The following is a 19,600-nucleotide window of genomic DNA, read 5'->3' on the forward strand; positions in this document are numbered from 1 at the left end:
CTGGGCGATTATTGGGCGAAATTCTGAATAAAATTGAACGCAATACGTTCAATTATGCAGATTACTTCCCTACTTCGCCTAAGTTAAAAATTTTCGGTAAAATCATAGAAGGCGTTACTGTTAAAAATTATCTTGATGAATATTTAACAAATTGTAAAGAGCGTAAATTATCTCCATCAACTTTACTTGGTTACCAAAAAATTATTCAGCAGCTCCATCATTTCCACGCGGTAACTGTATCAGAATTAACCCCTGCAATGCTAAAAAACTGGGTTAAATTACAAAATACAACATCAAAAACTATCAGAAATCGCCTGTCGGTATTGCGTTCTGCCCTTGATGAAGCCATTACTGATGGCGTAATTACAGCCAATCCTGTTGCATTAATTACGGTAGATCGATACAAGTCAAGAGAAAAAAGCACGAGTTACGAAGTAGATCCTTTTACGCCTGATGAAATTGAGCTGATTCTTTCACACTGCCAATATGAACAATGGAGAAATTTATTTCAATTTGCTTTTAGAACGGGGTTAAGGAGCTCAGAGCTTTGTGCATTACGTTGGCGTGATATTGATTTTGACAATCGTATTGCATACATCCAACACGCAAAAGTAGTTGGCATAATCAAGGGGACAAAAACAAAATCAGGGACACGAGAAGTTATCCTTGATGAAGCCGCCTTTTCTGCTTTGTTGAATCAAAAAGATTTCAGCTATGGTACAAGCGATTTTGTTTTTACCGATCCCAAAACAAAAACAGCTTGGGCAGGAGCTGATGCGATTAGAAAAAAGGCTTGGGTACCAACATTAAAAGCCGCTGATGTTCGGTATAGAAACCCATATCAAACACGACATACCTATGCTACAATGCACATCAGTCAAGGAGCTAATCTATTCTGGCTATCAAAACAGATGGGGCATAAAGGACCAGAGATGTTGTTTCGGATCTACGGTTCTTACTTAAAAGACTTTGAGTTAAAATAATCCGTATTTGATCCGTAAACTTTTGGATTTCTAAAAAGTAAAGTAAAATCAATACGCTATATGCCTTATTAACTAGGGTTCAACTCCCCCCAGCTCCACCAAATTTAATATAATCTAAGCGCAGTATTAATTTCTATTTGTAGAACTTTATAGCTTGGATCTCCCCTTAAAGTTATCCAATTAATCTAACTCTCTCCGCTACTATTAAACCTTTTTATTTCTCCCCTTTTCTTAGATTAAAAATGGTATTAATTTCATCACAAGTACAACATCATAACTACTTCTAACCAAGGAAAATTCTCAATAAAAAACGGTAGAAATTCTTATCAAATTCCTACCGCACTTATGTTTTCAATTAAGATGAAAAATTAGAACCCTTCTTTTAAACTTACGGTTAAGTTGAAAATCAGGTGTTCTGGGTGGCTGTCTTTGCTATCAGCACAGAAATAACCTTCACGTTCAAATTGGTAGGCTTTTTCTTCTTGTGCGTTAGCTAAACTTTTTTCCACAAAACCGTGTTTTACCACCAAAGAATTTGGATTTAACACTTCGTAAAGCTCTTCAGCAGCGCTTGGGTTTGGCACAGTGAATAATTTGTCGTATAAACGGAATTCAGCTGGCACATTGTCTGTGGCAGAAACCCAATGAATCACGCCTTTGACTTTACGCCCGTCCGCAGGATTTTTACCTAAGGTTTCAGGATCATAAGTACAATAAACGGTGGTGATGTTGCCCTCAGCATCTTTTTCCACACGCTCCGCCTTGATCACATAAGCATTACGCAAACGCACTTCTTTGCCTAATACTAAACGTTTATATTGTTTATTCGCTTCTTCACGGAAATCCGCTTGATCAATATAAATTTCTTTAGTAAATGGCAATTGGCGATGGCCTAATTCTTCGCGATTTGGGTGATTCGGCGCAGAAAGCATTTCTTGCCCGTCAAAGTTTTCAATCACGATTTTTAACGGATTAATCACTGCCATTGCACGCGGGGCATTTTGGTTAAGATCATCACGAATACAAGATTCCAACGCACTAAATTCCACCACGTTATCTTGCTTGGTTACCCCAATGCGACGGCAAAATTCGCGAATTGACGCTGGCGTGTAGCCACGACGGCGTAAGCCAGAAATGGTTGGCATACGCGGGTCATTCCAACCGTCCACAATTTCATCTTCTACCAATTTCAATAATTTACGTTTAGAGGTTAGGGTATATTCCAAGTTCAAACGTGAAAATTCATACTGATGTGGTAATGGACGTTTAATGGAAATATGCTCAAGCACCCAATCGTATAAACGGCGGTTATCTTGGAATTCAAGGGTACAAAGTGAGTGCGTAATGCCCTCAATGGCATCGGAAATACAGTGGGTGAAATCGTACATTGGATAAATGCACCATTTGTTGCCCGTGTTGTGATGTTCGGCAAATTTAATGCGGTATAACACCGGATCACGCATTACCATAAATGGCGATGCCATATCAATTTTGGCACGCAAACTGGCTTTTCCTTCGGCAAATTCACCATTTTTCATTTTTTCAAATAAAGCAAGATTTTCTTCTACACTGCGATCACGATATGGGCTATTTTTTCCCGGCTCGGTCAGCGTTCCACGATATTCACGCATTTGCTCTGGGGAAAGCTCGTCCACATAAGCCAAGCCTTTTTCAATTAATTCAATAGCATAGCCATAAAGTGCATCAAAATAATCGGAAGCATAGCGTGCTTTGCCCTCCCAGTGGAAACCTAACCACTCTACATCTTGTTTGATGGAATCCACATATTCCACATCTTCTTTAACGGGATTGGTGTCATCAAAACGTAAATTGCACAGCCCTTTATAATCTTCCGCAATGCCGAAATTTAAGCAAATGGATTTGGCGTGTCCGATGTGTAAATAGCCGTTTGGCTCAGGTGGAAAACGGGTGTAAACGTGGTTTACTTTCCCTGTTTCCAAATCTTCATCAATAATATGACGAATAAAGTTGGTAGGTTGATGTTCGTTCTCTGTAATATGGCTCATTTTGACCTCAAAATATTCTCGATTTTTGTAAAAAAATTGTTGTTCATTCTACTATGTTTAACAGCAGAATTCAAAAGTGCGGTTGATTTTCCTTAGATAAATGATACAATTCACGCCCTAAAATGAACGAACGTTCATTCAGTGTAAATTTATTTTTATTAAGGTCTTCTTAAGAAAGGTTTTCTACTATAATCATCGAATAAAACAATTGTTATTTTTCTCGGAGTTTTTATGCGTAAAAAAACGATTTTTTCCCTACTTGCCGTTGGGTTAGTGGCATTTGGTGCTTATAGTTATTTCACCCATTCTAATCAACAAGAAACCACCTATTTAACAGAAAATGTACGCCGTGGCGAAATCAAAAAATCCGTCATCACCGCAGGCACCGTTCGTGCTTATAACCGTGTGGAAGTGGGCGCGCAAGCCTCGGGTAAAATTGAAAAAATTCACGTTGTATTGGGGCAACATATCAAACAAGGGGATTTAATCGCAGAAATTGACTCTAAAAATCAAGTGAATGCGTTAAATTCAGCACAAGCAGAATTAAAAGCCTACCAAGCTCAGCTCAATGCAAAACAAGTAGCTTATAATGTGGCGAAATCTGCCTATGATCGCCTTGCGAAATTATATGCGAGCAAATCCACTTCTCTAGATGAACTGAATGCGGCGAAAAATAGTTTATCTGCTGCCAAAGCGGCGATTTCTGAAGTGAAAGCCGCCATTCAGCGTGCGGAAATTCAAGTAGATACGGCAAAAACCAATTTACAATATACCCAAATTCTTGCGCCCTTAGACGGCACAGTGCTGTCCATTCCCGTATCCGAAGGGCAAACGGTGAACACCAACCAAACGACCCCAACCATTGTGCAAGTGGCGGATTTAAGCAAAATGCTGATTAAACCTGAAATTTCTGAAGGCGACATCACCAAAGTGAAAGCAGGAATGACCGTGGAATTTACCACTCTTTCTGAGCCAGACAAAGTCTATCATTCCACCATTCATTCCGTTGATCCCGCCATCACCACGCTCACGGATAACGAATATAAAGAAAGCGTTTCAGATACTAGTGCGGTTTATTATTATGCCAATGTCTTAATAGATAATCCTGATAACCAACTGCGTATTGGAATGACGACGCAAAATACCATTATCATTGCTGATGCACAAGATACGCTACTTGTTCCTACTATTACGTTACACAAAGATGGAAAAGAAACCTTTGTTAATATATTGAAAGATAATGATAAAGTAGAAAAACGCACCGTTGTTACAGGGTTAAGCGATGATATGAATACGCAAATTTTAAATGGCTTGGAAGAAGGGGAAAAAGTGATTTCCTCGCAAGTAACCAGCGATGAAAAAGTGGGAAATACTTTCCGCAGCCCTCGAATTTTATAAAGTGCGGTGGTTTTTTTATGAATATTATTGAATTAAGCCACATCAACAAATTTTTCGGTGAAGGCGAAAACCGCACTCAGGTGTTAAAAGACATCAATTTAGACATTAAAAAAGGTGATTTTATTGCCATTATTGGCCAATCAGGCTCAGGCAAATCTACTTTAATGAACATTATTGGCTGCTTGGATACAGCGACATCTGGCTCTTATAAAGTAGATGGTTTAGAAGTCAGCCAGCTCAATCGTGATCAGCTTTCTGATTTACGGAAGAAAAAATTTGGCTTTATTTTTCAACGCTATAACCTGCTTTCAACCCTAAGTGCGGTGGAAAATGTGGCACTTCCTGCCATTTATGCAGGCATCGATCAACCTACTCGCCTACAACGAGCCAAACAATTATTAGAAAAATTAGGCTTAGGTGATCGCTTAGAAAACAAGCCAAATCAGCTTTCTGGTGGCCAACAACAACGTGTGAGTATTGCGCGTGCCTTGATGAACGGGGGCGAAATTATTCTAGCCGATGAACCTACTGGCGCATTAGATAGTAAAAGTGGCGAAACCGTGATGGATATTCTCACCCAGCTACATAGCGAGGGCCACACCATTATTTTGGTCACGCACGATAAAAACGTGGCAAATTTTGCAAATCGTATTATCGAGATCAAAGACGGCAAAATTATTGAAGATCGCCGTAAATCGGAACACATTACGCAAAAACAAGACATCATACCGCAAAGCAATAAAAGCCGATTACAATTTTATAAAGATCAATTTGTTGAATCCTTCAAAATGTCTATTAAAGCCATTGTGGCACATAAACTGCGTTCCTTGCTGACAATGTTAGGGATTATTATTGGTATTACTTCTGTGGTTTGCGTAGTGGCATTGGGAAATGGTTCGCAGCAAAAAATTCTTAGCAATATCAATGCCATTGGTACAAATACGATGGACATTTACAACGGTACGGGCTTTGGCGATCGGCGAGCAGCGAAAAATCAAAATCTCACCGTGAGCGATGCCAATATTTTAGCCAAACAAAGCTATATTGATAGCGTTACGCCCAATAGTTCCGTCAGTGGCACGCTAACCTATGGTAGTCAAAGTTTTTCCGCACAAGTGCGGGGCGTTGGCGAACAGTTTTTTAACGTGAAAGGACTGGCTCTCGCACAAGGGCGTTTTTTTACTGCCGATGAAGTGAAAAGTAGCGAGCAGGTGGCGGTGATTGATGAAAATACCTTAAAAGATGTGTTCAATCATCAAAACCCGCTCGGCAAGATTTTGATGATGAACAAAAAACCGCTGCGTGTCATTGGCGTTGCAAAAAGTAATAATTTTGGAATGAACAGCTCCAGCTTGAATATTTATATCCCTTACACCACAGCAATGAACAAAATTTCAGGCAATCCCAAAATTAGCTCAATCACAGTAAAAATTCGTGATGAAATCAGTTCTAAAGTGGTAGAAAAAGATCTCACTCGCCTACTCACCGTGCGCCACGGCAAAAAAGATTTTTTTGTATTCAACACAGATACGATCAAGCAAACTATTGAAAGTACTACTAATACAATGAAATTGCTGATTTCCTCCATCGCGTTGATTTCTCTTGTGGTGGGTGGCATTGGCGTAATGAATATTATGCTGGTTTCAGTTACAGAACGCACCAAAGAAATTGGCGTGCGAATGGCGATCGGGGCAAGACAATTCAATATTTTGCAACAATTTTTAATTGAGGCGGTGCTGATTTGCTTAATCGGCGGCGGCACGGGCATCCTGTTATCGCTTTTAATCGGAACGGTGTTTAATCTTTTTGTGCAAGACTTCACAATGATTTTTTCCACCTTCTCGATTATCGCCGCCCTGCTCTGTTCGAGCTTGATTGGGGTGATTTTTGGCTATATGCCAGCAAAAAATGCCTCGCAATTAAATCCAATTACCGCTTTAGCTCAGGAATAGTTTTTTGATAAAATTTCAACAATCAGGCAATAAAAAAATCGGCAAAATTACACCGCACTTTATTTACTTACGATTTTATTTAATAAGGAAAAAAATGATGTTAAAACAATCTAAACTCTCACTTGCTATTGGCTTGTCTGTGTTGTTAGCTAGCTGTGCGAATCTTGACGATTCTTACAAAGCTTCACAACAAGATTACCAACAATATGAAGAATTAACCAAACAATACAACATTCAAGAAAATTGGTGGACGCTGTATAAAGATCCGCAGCTTAATCAATTAGTTGAGCAAGCCTTGGAAAATAACAAAGATTTAGCCAAAGCCGCCATTGCCGTAAACACCGCACTTTATAACGCAAATTTAATCGGCGTAAATTTAGTACCAAATTTTAGTGGTTCGGTTTCTTCTTCAGCTAGCAAAAATATTCACGATGGTGGCTCTTCCGTGATTAGCCACGGTGGTGCATTAAACGTGAGTTATACCCTAGATTTATGGCGTCGTTTAGCTGATTCTGCTTCTGCTGCAGAATGGCGACACGCTGCCAGCGAACAAGACCTTGAAGCAGCGCGTATTTCATTAATCAACTCCGTGATCTTAACCTACTATCAACTTGGTTACTTAAATGATGCGATTAACACCGTGAATAAAACTATTAATTACTATTCCGAAATTAACCGCATTATGCAAAATAAATTCCGTCAAGGTGTAGCAGATCGCGCAAGCTCCGATCAAGCGCAACAAGCGGTTTTAACAGCACGTAATACCTTAATCAATTACCAAACGCAAAAGAAAACAGCAGAAGCTACATTGCGTAACTTATTGAATTTAAAACCAAACGATTCATTAAAAGTGAACTATCCACATATTCTTAACGTGAAAAATGTGGGGGTAAACCTTAATGTTCCTCTTTCTGCCATTGCTAATCGTCCAGACGTAAAAGGCTATCAATATCGCTTAAACAGCGCTTTCAAAGATGCCAAAGCAATGCAAAAAAGCTGGTTTCCAACCATTACTTTGGGCGGAAGTTTAGGTTCTAGCGGTAATAAAATTGACAATGCATTCAACACTCCTATCGCAGGCGGAACGGTAGGAATTAGCTTGCCATTCTTGAGCTGGAACACCGTGAAATGGAACGTGAAAATTTCAGAATCTGCTTATGATCTTTCACTTGTCAACTTTGAACAAAGCATCACCAAAGCCTTAAATGATATTGACACCAACTATTTTGCTTACAACCAAGCGCGTCAAAACTTCGCCAACTTGCAGCAAACCTACAACTACAACAAACGCATCACGCAATATTATAAAAACCGCTATGATGCAGGCATTGCAGAACTAAGAGAATGGTTAAACGCCGCAAGCACCGAACGCAACTCTGAACTCTCGATTTTGAATGCAAAATACAATCTCATTCAAAGTGAAAATGCGGTATATAGTGCAATGGGTGGCTATCACTCCGCAAAATAATTGTTATTGAGTAACAATTAAAACAAAAGAGCGGTGAAAAATTTCTGATTTTTTCACCGCTCTTTTATTTATTGACGATCTGGGTTTCCTATCAACAAAAAAGCTACTGCGTTACACAGTAGCTTTTGACTCATTATTTTTGGGTTATTTTGCTAAGCTACGCCCTACTTCATCTATTTCTTTTCCTGCACTGCCAGTGCCTGATTGTTCTTGAAGAGATTTGAAATACTCTTGTATTTCTGTATCTTGCGATTGATCTACAGCACCATTATCGCTTATACCGATAAAGAACGCTTTATCTGCACATTGTTCCCAATATCTATCAGTTTGGGAACGATAGCTATTTCCGAGCTTGGCAGAACGATATTGAATATAGACGATTTCAGGATCAACCAAACCTAAGGCAGGATCTTGGAACGGTGAACTCATAAATCTTGCTCTAATTGCATCACAGATTGCTGGGCTTGGATATGAACTATTTGAAGCTGGATCATCAGATGATCCTTTTTTCAAAAAGGCTGGTGTAATCAACCCATAAAATGGGTTTACGTTACGATATTGAATATAAGACTCATCAACTTTCTGGTTGAACCTATTAAAATACCAACTTGATGAAATATAACGGGAGTTTTTTAATATCCAATCTTCATTGATCGTAATTAAATCTCCTCTCTCTGTTGTATACGGATTAATAGAAGCAGTATATTGCCAAGAATCTTTTTTCATTTTAGTCACAGTATTAAAGACTGATATATCGTCTTGAATAGCGGCATCAACAAAAACGAGCACACGTTTTTTATTTTGGCTACCTTTAGGCAGTGCTGTTATATTTGCCACCATATTATAAGCTCCCATTAATAAACCACTAATCCCAAGCTTTCCTCCTCCCATATGAGTAGATCGCGGGTTATAGTCTAGCTTGCTTGTGAAATCTGACAAATTAGTAAACCATGCCGAATCATCCTGAGTAGTATTTGTTTTAGAATAATCAAAACAAAGCCCTACACGAGTCCCATTTTTCTTATTAAGAGTTAACCAGCTTTGGCGAGTGGCTTCGTCATTAACGCCATAACCTCTTACATTTTTATCTTGTGCCAACGCGTCTAAGGCATCGGAGAGTGATTTTTTCTCACTCGCAGTCGGCTGATAATTTTTTCCTTTTGCCTCAATTGACGCTTTAATAATGCGGTATGCGGTATATTTTTCTCTTGTTGTAGGATCAACAATTTGATCAATTGTGTCGTAAACTGCTTTATTAGGTGAGTCTAAATCAAGATCTAAATATTGTTTTTCTGGACGAATATCATACCAAGCACGTTTTTTTCCTTGTTTACCATCTGCAAAATCCTGTTTTAAATCTTCAGGCCAAATATCCAAGGAAAGCGGAAGATATTTAGCCACCAAAATACCAGGCTCCATAGAATCAAAATTATTTGCTTTGGTAACTAAATGTCTATTTATCTTTTCCAACATTTCTTTTAAATTTTCTTTAACATTTGTCAAATTTACAGTAGTTACTTTATATTCCCAGTTATTCCTTAATTTTGTCGAAACAAAAGTTTGGCTTTCCACTAGTGGATCGTTAAATTTTTTATTTGAAGGAAATTTGAATGGTAATGCGCAAACATTATTTCCTTCATTAATGGGCTGGGCGCCAAGGGTAAATGCGGTTAAACCAATACGATTATTATTTGATTGACCATTAGATTGAGATTTAAAAATCTCTAGCATATTGACATATTCTTTTAGACTTTCAAAAATAGAAGTTGCCCAAGGAGTGTTACCACATTTTTTTAATATTTCAAAGTGTCTTTCTATAGTAATATTATCTGATTTCCATCTATATTCACCAGAACAATAAGGACCAGGAAGATTATCTGCAATACCTGAAAACATATCACTAGAAAAATTTACTGCAAACATAATATCTAGTGGTGGTATGCTTTTTTCTTCTTTAAATGCACTTCCATATTGGCCAATATCTATATGGGTAGGGATAAAAACATTTTTATTAATACTAATCGGCAATAATGAATTGCGTTCTAATGTGCCTTGCGCATAACAAGTAATACGGTTTGTTTCTTTATCGCAATGATAATCAACACTTTTAACCTTACTGTAACTATTAGCATAACTTGTCATATAGGCTTTTATTATGTCTTCATCACGTTGCTTAATTTGCTTATTATTTCTAGTTATGACTTTTTGCCCATTTTGCGTGCTAACTTTTCCTAAAACGAATTCATCATTACGATAGGTGTTATTTTCAGAGGTAATTGCCAAGGTAGCTTGCTCAAGGGAATCTGATAATCTTGCACGATCCAATAGTACGCCCGATCCATCAATCGTAAATCCAATAATAACAAGTAAAAAAACAGTAATCATCCCCATTATGATGCCATAAACACCCTTTTGTTGTTCAATGAATGAACTGAATGAGGTTGCCACTTTACGATAAATGCATGAATTTAACATAGTAATAGGTTCTCTCTGAATTATTGGCTATTTGAATAGAACGATTTTCTAATAACGCCAATAGATGAAGATGTATAATATTCCGTTTTCTTTGGCTCTTTTCCTAATGCTGACATTAGGGCTAAAAATAAACTTGGCGCTTTAGGAATACAAACCGTAACCCGAATAACAGGAACAAAACGTTTCATTTCTGAAAGAGGCGTAATATTATCTAATTTACGAAGAGGAGGTTGTTGGCACCCTTTATGTCCGCTTGCATTTGAAGAATGCAAATCTGGCGGGTTTGTAAACGGGGGCTTGCGCGTATTGTTTGGTGGAGTGAACTTTCCTTTTCCATATTCAAACACATAAGGCTCAACAAATACTACTGCTCGTCTTTCCGCTTTGTCATTAAATAATAATCGATTTGCTAATTCCATTAAATGATCAACTTCAGCCTGTAGAGGATAATCTGAGATATTTCCATCCTTATCAGGAATACCACTATCAGCACGCTCTTTTATTACGTTAAGCAAAGAATATGAAGCGCGGTCTAATTTTCCAATTGTTGAGCGGGCAATAAATAAATCTGTCATAAATGCGATGAGCAAACATAGCAATACCACCATAAATGCAAATTCAATGGTTACTGAGCCTTTTTGTTGATGAAAAAATTTATTCATTACTTTACCTTTCATGTTCTTGTAATACCACTATATTACGTTGCATCATTGGATTTACCAGATTTTTAGGAAACCAGCTAAACATCGGGTTATACTCATAATTGATAATGTATTCTGCCCAAATAGCATTTTTAGGATTATTATCACCGTTTCCATTGATAATATTCTGAATTACATCACTATTATTTGCGCCTGTTTTATTTTTATCGCCATAATATTTCACGCTGACACTAAAACTACTATTATTCAACCAGTTCCAATCTTGCTGTTCACTATTCAGCTTCTCTTGCACTCGTGTGGCGTAGTTAGAAATATTTTCCGTGTTTTTTACTTCTCTAATTGCTAACATTGAAGATGAATCAACATAAGCAGACAAAATAGATAATCGGGCAAGCTCAAACAAGCTGCCCACAATAACTAAAAAAATAACAATAGTTAAAGAAAATTCAACGGTACTCACCCCCTTTTTGTTAGTAAGAAAAGGTTTTAGTATTTTATTTAAAGATAAAATCATTTTTATTTTCTCTAATTATTTAGAATAATGCTTCGCATTTTGCAATTCGCCAACAAGTATTTCGGGATTTTTGCTTAAACTCTCTTTTTCAATAATATCTAAGGCATATTTCTTATCTCCTTTTTTAACTAAGGAAAATACAAGGTTATGCACTAATCGGCTATCTTTAACACCATTTGCATATTGAGGTAATAAAATATCTACTGCACCAGCATAATTTTTTTGTAAAATATCTATCATCGCAAGATTATTAAGCACCTTAACATCATCAACAAAATATGAACGCGCTTTATTGAAATTGTCTTTTGCTTGTTTGTAATTACCTAATTTGGCATAAGCGATACCAAGTAAATTATACGTCTCGCCATTATTTGGATAAGATAACAGCATATTCTCTGCATTATCTATTGCTTGACGATAGTCACCACTATGCAAATTATTCTTTATTTGCAATAACAATGCATCTTGTATATTTGCTTTCTTATCTTTTGAAGTTAATAATGGCTCTAAATAAAGTTGAGAAGAACGACTATCTCCAACAGAATAATAACTTTCAGCCAGTTTGTAGCGGATAACTGGATCTTCTTTTTCTTTTAATGACTCTCTGTAAAGTGAAATTAATTCACGATAATTATTTGATGAAAGATAAAATTTTTCTTTCACCGAAATATCTTGCTGATTAAATTTCGTAAAAACAGACTGAGAACACGCAGACAACAATACTGTCGCACTTAGTAATGTAAATAATCTCGTTGCTTTAGAAAACATTTGGAAAAACCCTCATTGCACCTGGTGCTAAAATCAAAATTACAATAGGAAACATAATAAATAGAATTAATGGAATACTCATCTTAGCTGCAAGTGTTCCTAACCGTTCTTCAATTTGAAGTAACTGGATTTCTCTAATATCTGCCGAAAGAATAATTAATTGATCATAAATCGATGAACCAAAATTCAAACTTTGTTGCAATACAGTACAAAACATCTTTATTTCGGTAGTAGGCAATGCCACGGCTAAATCTTTCAATGCTGAACTTAATCCGGATAATTCAGCTTTACGCATAATCCTCGTCATTACATAAGTTAAAGAAGGATTTAGCTTTTTAAAATCAGCCGTAACTTGTCGCAACCCGCCTTCAATACTGTTCCCTGTTTGAACGCTTACTGCCACAAGATCAATAAAGCTAGGAAGATCGGTCATTATGGACTTAATCTTCTTATTCAGAATCATTGATGTTAAAACACCTGGCAATAAAATAACGAAAATACCAATTAGCAAATAATAGACTAGTAGGTCTTTCTGTGGGGTTGATAAATTAAAGATATAAACAAGCCCTGATAATAAAGCAATTAATAATAATTTTAATCTAATATTTCTATCAATCATACCTAGCACTGACAATACTGGGCTACTACTATTGATCAATACTAATTCGAGTTCAAGTTGCTTTTTATTCTTTTTAGGTTGAGCTTCTTTTTCTTCTTCATTGTTATCTGAAACATCGTGAATTATCTTAGCTTGATAGTCATAGCGACGTTTCATTATAATTGCTACGACTAATAAGAATAAGCTCAAAAAAATTAATAGCAGAAAAATAAGTAATAGCTTTGTCGTCATGACACTCTCCTCATTAACCACCAAATAATCAAAAAGCCGAATAATTGACTACCAAATACGCCATATAAAACAATTCTTCCCGCAGGATTATTAATTAAAAAATCAAAGTTTTCTGGTTGAGCAAAACGCATAAAAATAAAAAATCCTACTGGAAAACAGCCAACAATCATTGCAGACATTCTCGCTTCTGAAGTCATTGCTTTCTTCTTCTGCTCCATTTTTTTGCTTGCGGAAATAACGCGGCTAAGGCGGTTAATCACTTCTCGAATTTGCCCACCTTTGCTTAAGTTTAATTTGATTGTCATAATGAAGAAATAATATTCTTTATAAGGGTAACGCGTATAGCTATCATCAAAAATAGAAGAAGGATCTTCCCCGAGCACTAAACGACGGTGAATATTTTTAAATTCTTCGCCAATTTGTCCGCCAATATCTTGCCCGCAACGCTCAAAAGCAGAAAGTAATCCGCTTCCTGCTGACGATGCTGAATTAAGAATTTGTAAGACTTCAGGGAAAACCTGCTCAAATAATTTACGGTTTTGTCGTTGCCCAAATTTCCATACAGCAAAAATCATAATAAGAATTTCACTAAGCAAGAAAAGTGTATTATCAATTCGGAAATAAGCAAAATTTACCAAATATAACGCTAATATGATTACCGCACTAATTAACAAATTTGGGATTAGTTTTCTCTTATTGCCACGAGTAAAATAGAATATCCATAAACTATAGAGATTCTTGATTTTAGTTAATAGCGTTGCAATTTTACTTTCACGTTGGGTTTGGTTGATTGTTTTCTTCGTTGAAAACCAAGACAACCCTACGGCTAACAGCAATAGCACGCCAAATATAACAATAAAGTAATAAATAACTGTCATACTCATTCAGATTTTTCCTCAAAAATGCGTTGCAATTCATCACTTAAATTAAACATTTGTGCATTTTGGTAAATAACAGAGCTATGTAATAAACCGTGCGATTTAAACTCGCCCTTAATTTTTCCATTTTCATCTCGTAGTTTGCTTGGTGTATAGGAAAAAATATCTTGTAATACGATTTGTCCTGTTTCCATACCTGCAACTTCAGTAATATTCATTACTTTACGAGTTCCGTCATTTAAACGTGAAACTTGGATAATGATATTTACCGCAGAAGCAATATTTCTTCTGATTGCTTCTAAAGGCAATTTGGCACTTGCCATCATTACCATACTTTCTAAACGGGCTAACGCATCACGCGGTGAGTTTGCGTGCAATGTGGACATTGAACCGTCATGACCGGTATTCATTGCTTGCAACATTTGGAAAGCCTCAGCACCACGGCACTCCCCCACAATAATTCGTTCAGGGCGCATACGCAACGCATTAATCACCAAATCTTGCATAGAAACTTCCCCTGTATGCTCCACCCCTGCTTGACGCGTTTCCAAACGTACTACATGAGGCTAATCTAAGCGAAGCTCTGCGGTATCTTCAAGGGTGATAACACGCTCAGTTGGTGAAATATAGGCTGAAAGTGCATTCAATAATGTTGTTTTACCCGAACCTGTACCCCCAGATACAATAATATTCGCCCGACAACGTGCTGCAATAATCAAAAAGTTGGCCATTGCAACATTCATTGAACCAAATTCAACTAATTCACCTAATGATTTTTTTGATTTACTAAATTTACGAATAGAAATTGATGTGCCGTCTAATGCAATAGGCGGAATAACCACATTTAAACGGCTGCCATCAGGTAATCGGCTATCAACTAGAGGGAAACTTTCATCAATACGACGCCCTACCTTTGCAACTAAGCGTTTCGCAATATCAGTAAGTTGTTCATTATTGATAAAATGGCGGTTTTCTCTTTGCAACACGCCGCCACGCTCGACCCAAATTTCATCAGGGCCATTGACTAAAATATCAGCAACGGTTTCATCATTCATTAGTTCACGGATTGCACCGTATCCACCAATTTCGTCAGCCATTACTTCTGCCATATAAATGGTATCAGACGCAATAATGTGTATATCATTGCGCTGTGCAATCCGACTTACATTCTGGGCAAGCTCGGCAATTAATTTTTCCCGCTCATTTTCGATTTCGTCTAATTTATCAATATCTAAATTTCTTAAAATCTCATTGCGGAAAAATATTTGTTCTTCCCTAGTTAGCATAATTTACGCCTATTTCTATTTCCCTGTTAATAACTTCATTAACACACCCTTTAATCCTTCAGGTTTGCTAGACTGATATTTTCTTGATAGCACCCCAATAACAGACTGTGTTAATTTTTTTAGTTGTTGCTCACCTTTTCGACCAAATTTAATTGATAATGAATTTTTTATATTAATTTTAGATAAATAAGGAATAACAGTATCAATTTGAGCATTTAATAAGGTTTCAATATCAGAAATAGACATTGATTTAGCGAGATCAGGGTGATTATCAACCACAGATATAAAACAACGGAACAAACGCTTATCTGCATTTTGAACGCGAGCTAATTCAGATAAAAATGATTTCGCCACACGCAATGCGCCAAGATTGCGATTGACGATGAGTACGAAATTATCACACACATCATAGAATTGATTAAATTCATCTCTATCTACATTAAAAATTGGCTGGTCGTAAATAATATAGTTATAGCTACTTGCAACATTCTCAGGAATGCTATGTAACGTACCGCGATAAAGATGAAGATATTCACTATATTCAACCACCTCATCTTTAACCACTTTCTTATTGACTAAAATATCAAGATCTTGCGAACCGCCTTTACCCTGAACAAGTAACACTGGCACTTGTGATTCAGTAACAATGCGATTAGCCAAATGCAACGAAGTAAGACTTGAGCCAATTCCGCCTTTACAACCTAACACACACACTTTCACCGTATGGCGTTTCGTTGGCATATTTATGCCTGAAAGAATTCGCTCAATCATTTGAGGAAGTTGTGAATCAGTATGGAAATACGGCAAACCCTCACGTGCAAAACGCTGTGAAAAACGAATTGAATCGTTATCCCCAACAAGACAGCACCACACATTTTGTGGCACTGTGCTATGAATGCGGATTAACACATCTTCAGTACTTACGGCATCGTGAATATCAATAATAATGCCAAAATACATTTCTGCAGATAGCTGAAAGTTTTTTTGTACATCTAAAAAATTACTAGGAATAATTTCAATCTGCTCTAATCCTCGAGTTCTTAAAAGTTGTGCAATACCTGTGCTTACTTTCTCACGGTCAGAAATAATACAAATTTTTCTTACTCTCGAGGAAACAGAATCATCTATTCCAAGTTTATTTTTATCTAATAATAGCATTATAAAAACCTATATTTTAATTATTGGCTAAATCCAGCCTGTCTGAAGAAATTACGCGTACCATCAGGGATTGGGAGTTTAAACATATCTTCAATTAAGCCTGTTGGTTTATAGCTAGGATATACTATAGAATCACTTGTTGTTGGTTTAACAAGGTAAACTGTTGCCACCACAATTAGCTCACGTTTATCTTTGTTTTTATCCACACTGCGGAAAAATGCGCCTAAAACAGGAATATCTGCGATGAATGGTGTTTTTGCAATCACATCACGGTCTGTTTCGTTATATAAACCACCAAGGATAAAGCTTCCGCCATCTGGCACTTCAAAGGTAGAACGTGAACGGCGAGATTCAAAAACTGGCACTAATAAACCATCTTTTGTTTGGCTCTGATTTGAAATATTGCTCACTTCTTGTGATAACAACACACGAATACGGCGATCTTTTAATAATTTTGCTGCCACATTTAACTTAATCCCGAACTCTTTATAAGTTACTTCAGAACGGCCATCTCTGTCATAGCGCACAAGCGGTACTTCACCACCAATAAGAATGCCGCCAATTTCACCTGATAGTAATGAAATATTTGGTTCAGCTAATACACGCCCTTTTGAATCATTGCGCAATGCACGAATAAAAGAAGCAAAATGTGTTGCAGCATAAGCTAAAGACCCGACACCATTTGTAGCACCGCCTAGCCACGCATAAGATTCATTTGGACTTGGTGAAAGATTTCTTGAATAATCACTCCAACTCCAATTAATGCCCATTTCATCGGTTAATTTTTTGCTGACTTCAACCACAGAAAGTTGCACATTAATTTGTGCAGAATCATTTGTGGTAAGGCGTCAATCACATTGTTATAGCGGTATTCATCAAGGAATGGAACGTGTTCTTTTTCTCCCTCGCCGTTAATATCAACCATTTTCTTAATGGTTTCTTTTGATGCACCTAAGGCTTCTCCAACAATGCGTGTAACTTCCTGTTGTTCCACTGCAGATTTTGCTTTGCCTTCAATAACATAGGCTTTCCCTACACGTTTCACAGAAAGGTTAGTATTAGGGAATGCAAGTCTAATTTGATGATTGGCTCGGTCAAGATCTTTCATCATACCATTCACATTAATGGTATCGTTGCGTAACTCATTGCCTTCTTCATCTAATACAGTGATTTCAGACACACCTTCCCCTTTCGCATAAATAATAAAGCTGTTGTCGCCAATAATTTCATAATCAGCCACATCAGGGGAAGAAATAAAAATCGTATCAATCTTATTTTTAGTTTGAAGCGTACGGCTCTGCCCATCTTCCATATTAAAAACTTGGGCAGAAACACTTAATGGAAATGCCACGCCAACAACCAATGCGGCACGAGCCAATTTAAAAATAGAAAATTGCATTTTAGTTACCTCTTAAAGAACGAATTAATGTGCCACTTTGTTTGATTGGCTGTTTATCAGTATTTTCAGGAAGAATTAATAAACGATTTTCACTTGCTGCAAGATAAAGGGTTTTAAGTTGCTCTGGCTCAAGTTTTAAACGAATTTTGAACGCACAGGTTTTTACTTCATCTTTATTCCCTTCTTCATTAACAGGTGTTTTCTTAATTTGCAGTAATTTTACAGATTTAAACACAGGAACAAATTTCACTTTGCTTTGGCTTTGATCTTTTCCGGCAAAAACAGAAACTGCCACATTATCGCCTGCTTGTAGGGTTTCTAAACTAGAACTATCTACATCATAAATACAAGCAGTTTGCGCCACTTCACGAGTAGGATCGATTGTGTAGCTAATGAAACGTTCATCATCTGGAGAAATTAAAATTTTTGGAGAAAGGTAGTCCCCTTGGGCAACATCTTGTGAAACGGTAAAACCGCGTAATCTTTTATCTTCAGCATTTTTATCTTCTGGATTTTCTTGTCCAGATAAAAATGAAGTTAAATCATATTGCATTAGCACACTATTTTCATCAATAGGAAGTTCGCTAAACACAATATCTTGTTGTTTTAAAATATGACCGCGAGGAATATTTTTATTTACAGTTGCAAATAATGCCTTTTTGGTTTCCTTATTTTCCACAACAGGTTTTTCTGGTTCAGGCTGTGGTGCTTCCACAGTTTGTGGCTGTTGAGGTGTAGAATCATCAGAAGAATAAAATAATATTCCTGTAATCCCAACGATTAAGATAAGAAATGCGGTAATAAATAATACCCTATAGTTCATAGCTGCTCCTATGGCAATAGTTGAATGTTGATGAATAAAAACAGATAACTAAGAAAACCTAGGCTAATTGCAACCCCGTAAGGCAAGCCATTTTTCTTAATTGCACTTCTAAAGAAAAGCAAACCACCAATAATTAGCAGTAAACCAAATAAGCTAATTAGTAATAAAACAAAAAACGCATTATTCGGTGGCACTAATAGCATCAATACAGTTAATAGCTTAATATCCCCTGCACCAATCACATTAAATAGAAAAAGAAAAAATCCGATAACGAGTGTAATCAAGGCGGGCTGCCAATATAACGTATGGTTGAGCAACCCGCCTAAAGGAAGTGCGGTCAAAAAAACAGCTAAAATTAATTTATTACTTAATATTCTGTGGCGAATATCCTGCCAACTTAGAACACTAAGCAATAAGCTAATGATTGTAATAAGCACCCAAACCATTATTTCCATTTTAGTTTATCTTATTATATGTTTTATTTTTTACCATTTTTACATCCTTTAAATGGCAAAATTTGCGTTATTCTAAACACATATAAACCACATAGAGAAACTCATTACATTTTCTTTTTTGTAATGCTGAATTATCTCCAAATGGTTTATTTCTCCAAATAGAGGGAGAATCCCAATTCTCCCTCTGAATATAGCATTTTTGCTTTATTGTTTGATTTTGTTTCCAGCTTCGCTAACTTTGGTTGTTAATGTAGCAAATTGTTTTTTAAGTTCATCAATAAAGCCACCTTCTTTATAGAACACAGCAACAACTAATACTGCAACAGCCACAGCGATTAAGCCGTATTCGATTGCAGTAACACCTTGTTGGTTTTCTTTAAAACGACGTAAGCCTTCAGTTACAGCGATATAGGCTTTAGTAGTCAAGTTAAACATTTTTTAGATCTCCTAAATAAATTTTGAGTATATTAAAAAGTAAGCCCAAAACATTATTTCAATAATTCT

Annotated in this window: 17 protein-coding genes and 1 pseudogene; 4 read left to right on the top strand and 14 right to left on the bottom strand. The window is 36.7% G+C overall.

What is annotated here, in order from left to right; translation table 11 throughout:
* Positions 1 to 983, top strand: a 983-nt coding sequence (locus ACLS0A_RS09945; protein ID WP_423105287.1) for a tyrosine-type recombinase/integrase, incomplete at its 5' end; no start/stop codon positions are given.
* A 368-nt stretch (positions 984 to 1,351) separates the two neighbouring features.
* Here the strand turns inward: ACLS0A_RS09945 and glnS are convergent.
* The gene (glnS, locus tag ACLS0A_RS09950) at positions 1,352 to 3,010 is read right to left on the bottom strand and encodes a glutamine--tRNA ligase (protein ID WP_416083296.1); all 1,659 of its coding nucleotides are present in this window, start codon (positions 3,008 to 3,010) and stop codon (positions 1,352 to 1,354) included.
* Between the two features lie 231 nt (positions 3,011 to 3,241).
* Between glnS and ACLS0A_RS09955 the strand changes: the two genes are divergently transcribed.
* The 3 genes from ACLS0A_RS09955 (at position 3,242) to tdeA (ending at position 7,828) form a co-directional block, all read left to right on the top strand.
* Complete coding sequence (locus ACLS0A_RS09955) at positions 3,242 to 4,408, top strand: efflux RND transporter periplasmic adaptor subunit (protein ID WP_416083295.1); 1,167 nt, start codon at positions 3,242 to 3,244, stop codon at positions 4,406 to 4,408.
* A 17-nt stretch (positions 4,409 to 4,425) separates the two neighbouring features.
* Entirely contained in the window at positions 4,426 to 6,360 is a 1,935-nt protein-coding gene (locus tag ACLS0A_RS09960) for a MacB family efflux pump subunit (RefSeq protein WP_416083294.1), read from the top strand.
* Between the two features lie 97 nt (positions 6,361 to 6,457).
* Positions 6,458 to 7,828: a toxin/drug exporter TdeA gene (tdeA, locus tag ACLS0A_RS09965; protein WP_416083302.1), complete on the top strand. Its 1,371-nt coding sequence runs from the start codon at positions 6,458 to 6,460 to the stop codon at positions 7,826 to 7,828.
* Between the two features lie 144 nt (positions 7,829 to 7,972).
* Here tdeA and ACLS0A_RS09970 read toward each other — a convergent pair whose 3' ends face one another.
* The 13 genes and pseudogenes from ACLS0A_RS09970 to ACLS0A_RS10030 form a co-directional block, all read right to left on the bottom strand.
* Complete coding sequence (locus ACLS0A_RS09970) at positions 7,973 to 10,219, bottom strand: hypothetical protein (RefSeq protein ID WP_416083293.1); 2,247 nt, start codon at positions 10,217 to 10,219, stop codon at positions 7,973 to 7,975.
* Between the two features lie 104 nt (positions 10,220 to 10,323).
* On the bottom strand, positions 10,324 to 10,965 hold the full coding sequence (tadF, locus tag ACLS0A_RS09975) for a tight adherence pilus pseudopilin TadF (RefSeq protein WP_416083292.1): 642 nt from the start codon (positions 10,963 to 10,965) through the stop codon (positions 10,324 to 10,326).
* 4 nt (positions 10,966 to 10,969) lie between these two features.
* Complete coding sequence (locus ACLS0A_RS09980; protein ID WP_416083291.1) at positions 10,970 to 11,479, bottom strand: TadE/TadG family type IV pilus assembly protein; 510 nt, start codon at positions 11,477 to 11,479, stop codon at positions 10,970 to 10,972.
* A gap of 15 nt (positions 11,480 to 11,494) precedes the next feature.
* Complete coding sequence (locus ACLS0A_RS09985; RefSeq protein WP_416083290.1) at positions 11,495 to 12,247, bottom strand: tetratricopeptide repeat protein; 753 nt, start codon at positions 12,245 to 12,247, stop codon at positions 11,495 to 11,497.
* Complete coding sequence (locus tag ACLS0A_RS09990) at positions 12,237 to 13,097, bottom strand: type II secretion system F family protein (protein WP_416083289.1); 861 nt, start codon at positions 13,095 to 13,097, stop codon at positions 12,237 to 12,239. Before ACLS0A_RS09990 ends, ACLS0A_RS09985 begins: the two co-directional genes overlap by 11 nt.
* Entirely contained in the window at positions 13,094 to 13,975 is an 882-nt protein-coding gene (locus tag ACLS0A_RS09995) for a type II secretion system F family protein (protein WP_416083301.1), read from the bottom strand. Before ACLS0A_RS09995 ends, ACLS0A_RS09990 begins: the two co-directional genes overlap by 4 nt.
* A 2-nt stretch (positions 13,976 to 13,977) precedes the next feature.
* Positions 13,978 to 15,261, bottom strand: a pseudogene (locus tag ACLS0A_RS10000) (CpaF family protein).
* Between the two features lie 15 nt (positions 15,262 to 15,276).
* Positions 15,277 to 16,419: a pilus assembly protein gene (locus ACLS0A_RS10005; RefSeq protein ID WP_416083288.1), complete on the bottom strand. Its 1,143-nt coding sequence runs from the start codon at positions 16,417 to 16,419 to the stop codon at positions 15,277 to 15,279.
* A gap of 20 nt (positions 16,420 to 16,439) precedes the next feature.
* Entirely contained in the window at positions 16,440 to 17,222 is a 783-nt protein-coding gene (locus ACLS0A_RS10010; RefSeq protein ID WP_416083287.1) for a hypothetical protein, read from the bottom strand.
* On the bottom strand, positions 17,198 to 17,818 hold the full coding sequence (locus ACLS0A_RS10015) for a pilus assembly protein N-terminal domain-containing protein (protein WP_416083286.1): 621 nt from the start codon (positions 17,816 to 17,818) through the stop codon (positions 17,198 to 17,200). Before ACLS0A_RS10015 ends, ACLS0A_RS10010 begins: the two co-directional genes overlap by 25 nt.
* A gap of 1 nt (position 17,819) precedes the next feature.
* A complete protein-coding gene (locus ACLS0A_RS10020) occupies positions 17,820 to 18,641 on the bottom strand; it encodes an RcpC/CpaB family pilus assembly protein (RefSeq protein WP_416083285.1) in 822 nt (273 codons plus the stop codon).
* 8 nt (positions 18,642 to 18,649) lie between these two features.
* Positions 18,650 to 19,096 (bottom strand): A24 family peptidase, encoded by a 447-nt coding sequence (locus ACLS0A_RS10025; RefSeq protein ID WP_416083284.1) that lies wholly within the window; start codon positions 19,094 to 19,096, stop codon positions 18,650 to 18,652.
* A gap of 204 nt (positions 19,097 to 19,300) precedes the next feature.
* On the bottom strand, positions 19,301 to 19,531 hold the full coding sequence (locus ACLS0A_RS10030) for a Flp family type IVb pilin (RefSeq protein WP_416083283.1): 231 nt from the start codon (positions 19,529 to 19,531) through the stop codon (positions 19,301 to 19,303).
* Between the last annotated feature and the right edge of the window lie 69 nt (positions 19,532 to 19,600).

The organism is Avibacterium volantium (genome assembly GCF_049366555.1).
In the GTDB taxonomy this organism is placed as follows: Bacteria; Pseudomonadota; Gammaproteobacteria; order Enterobacterales; family Pasteurellaceae; genus Avibacterium; species Avibacterium volantium_A.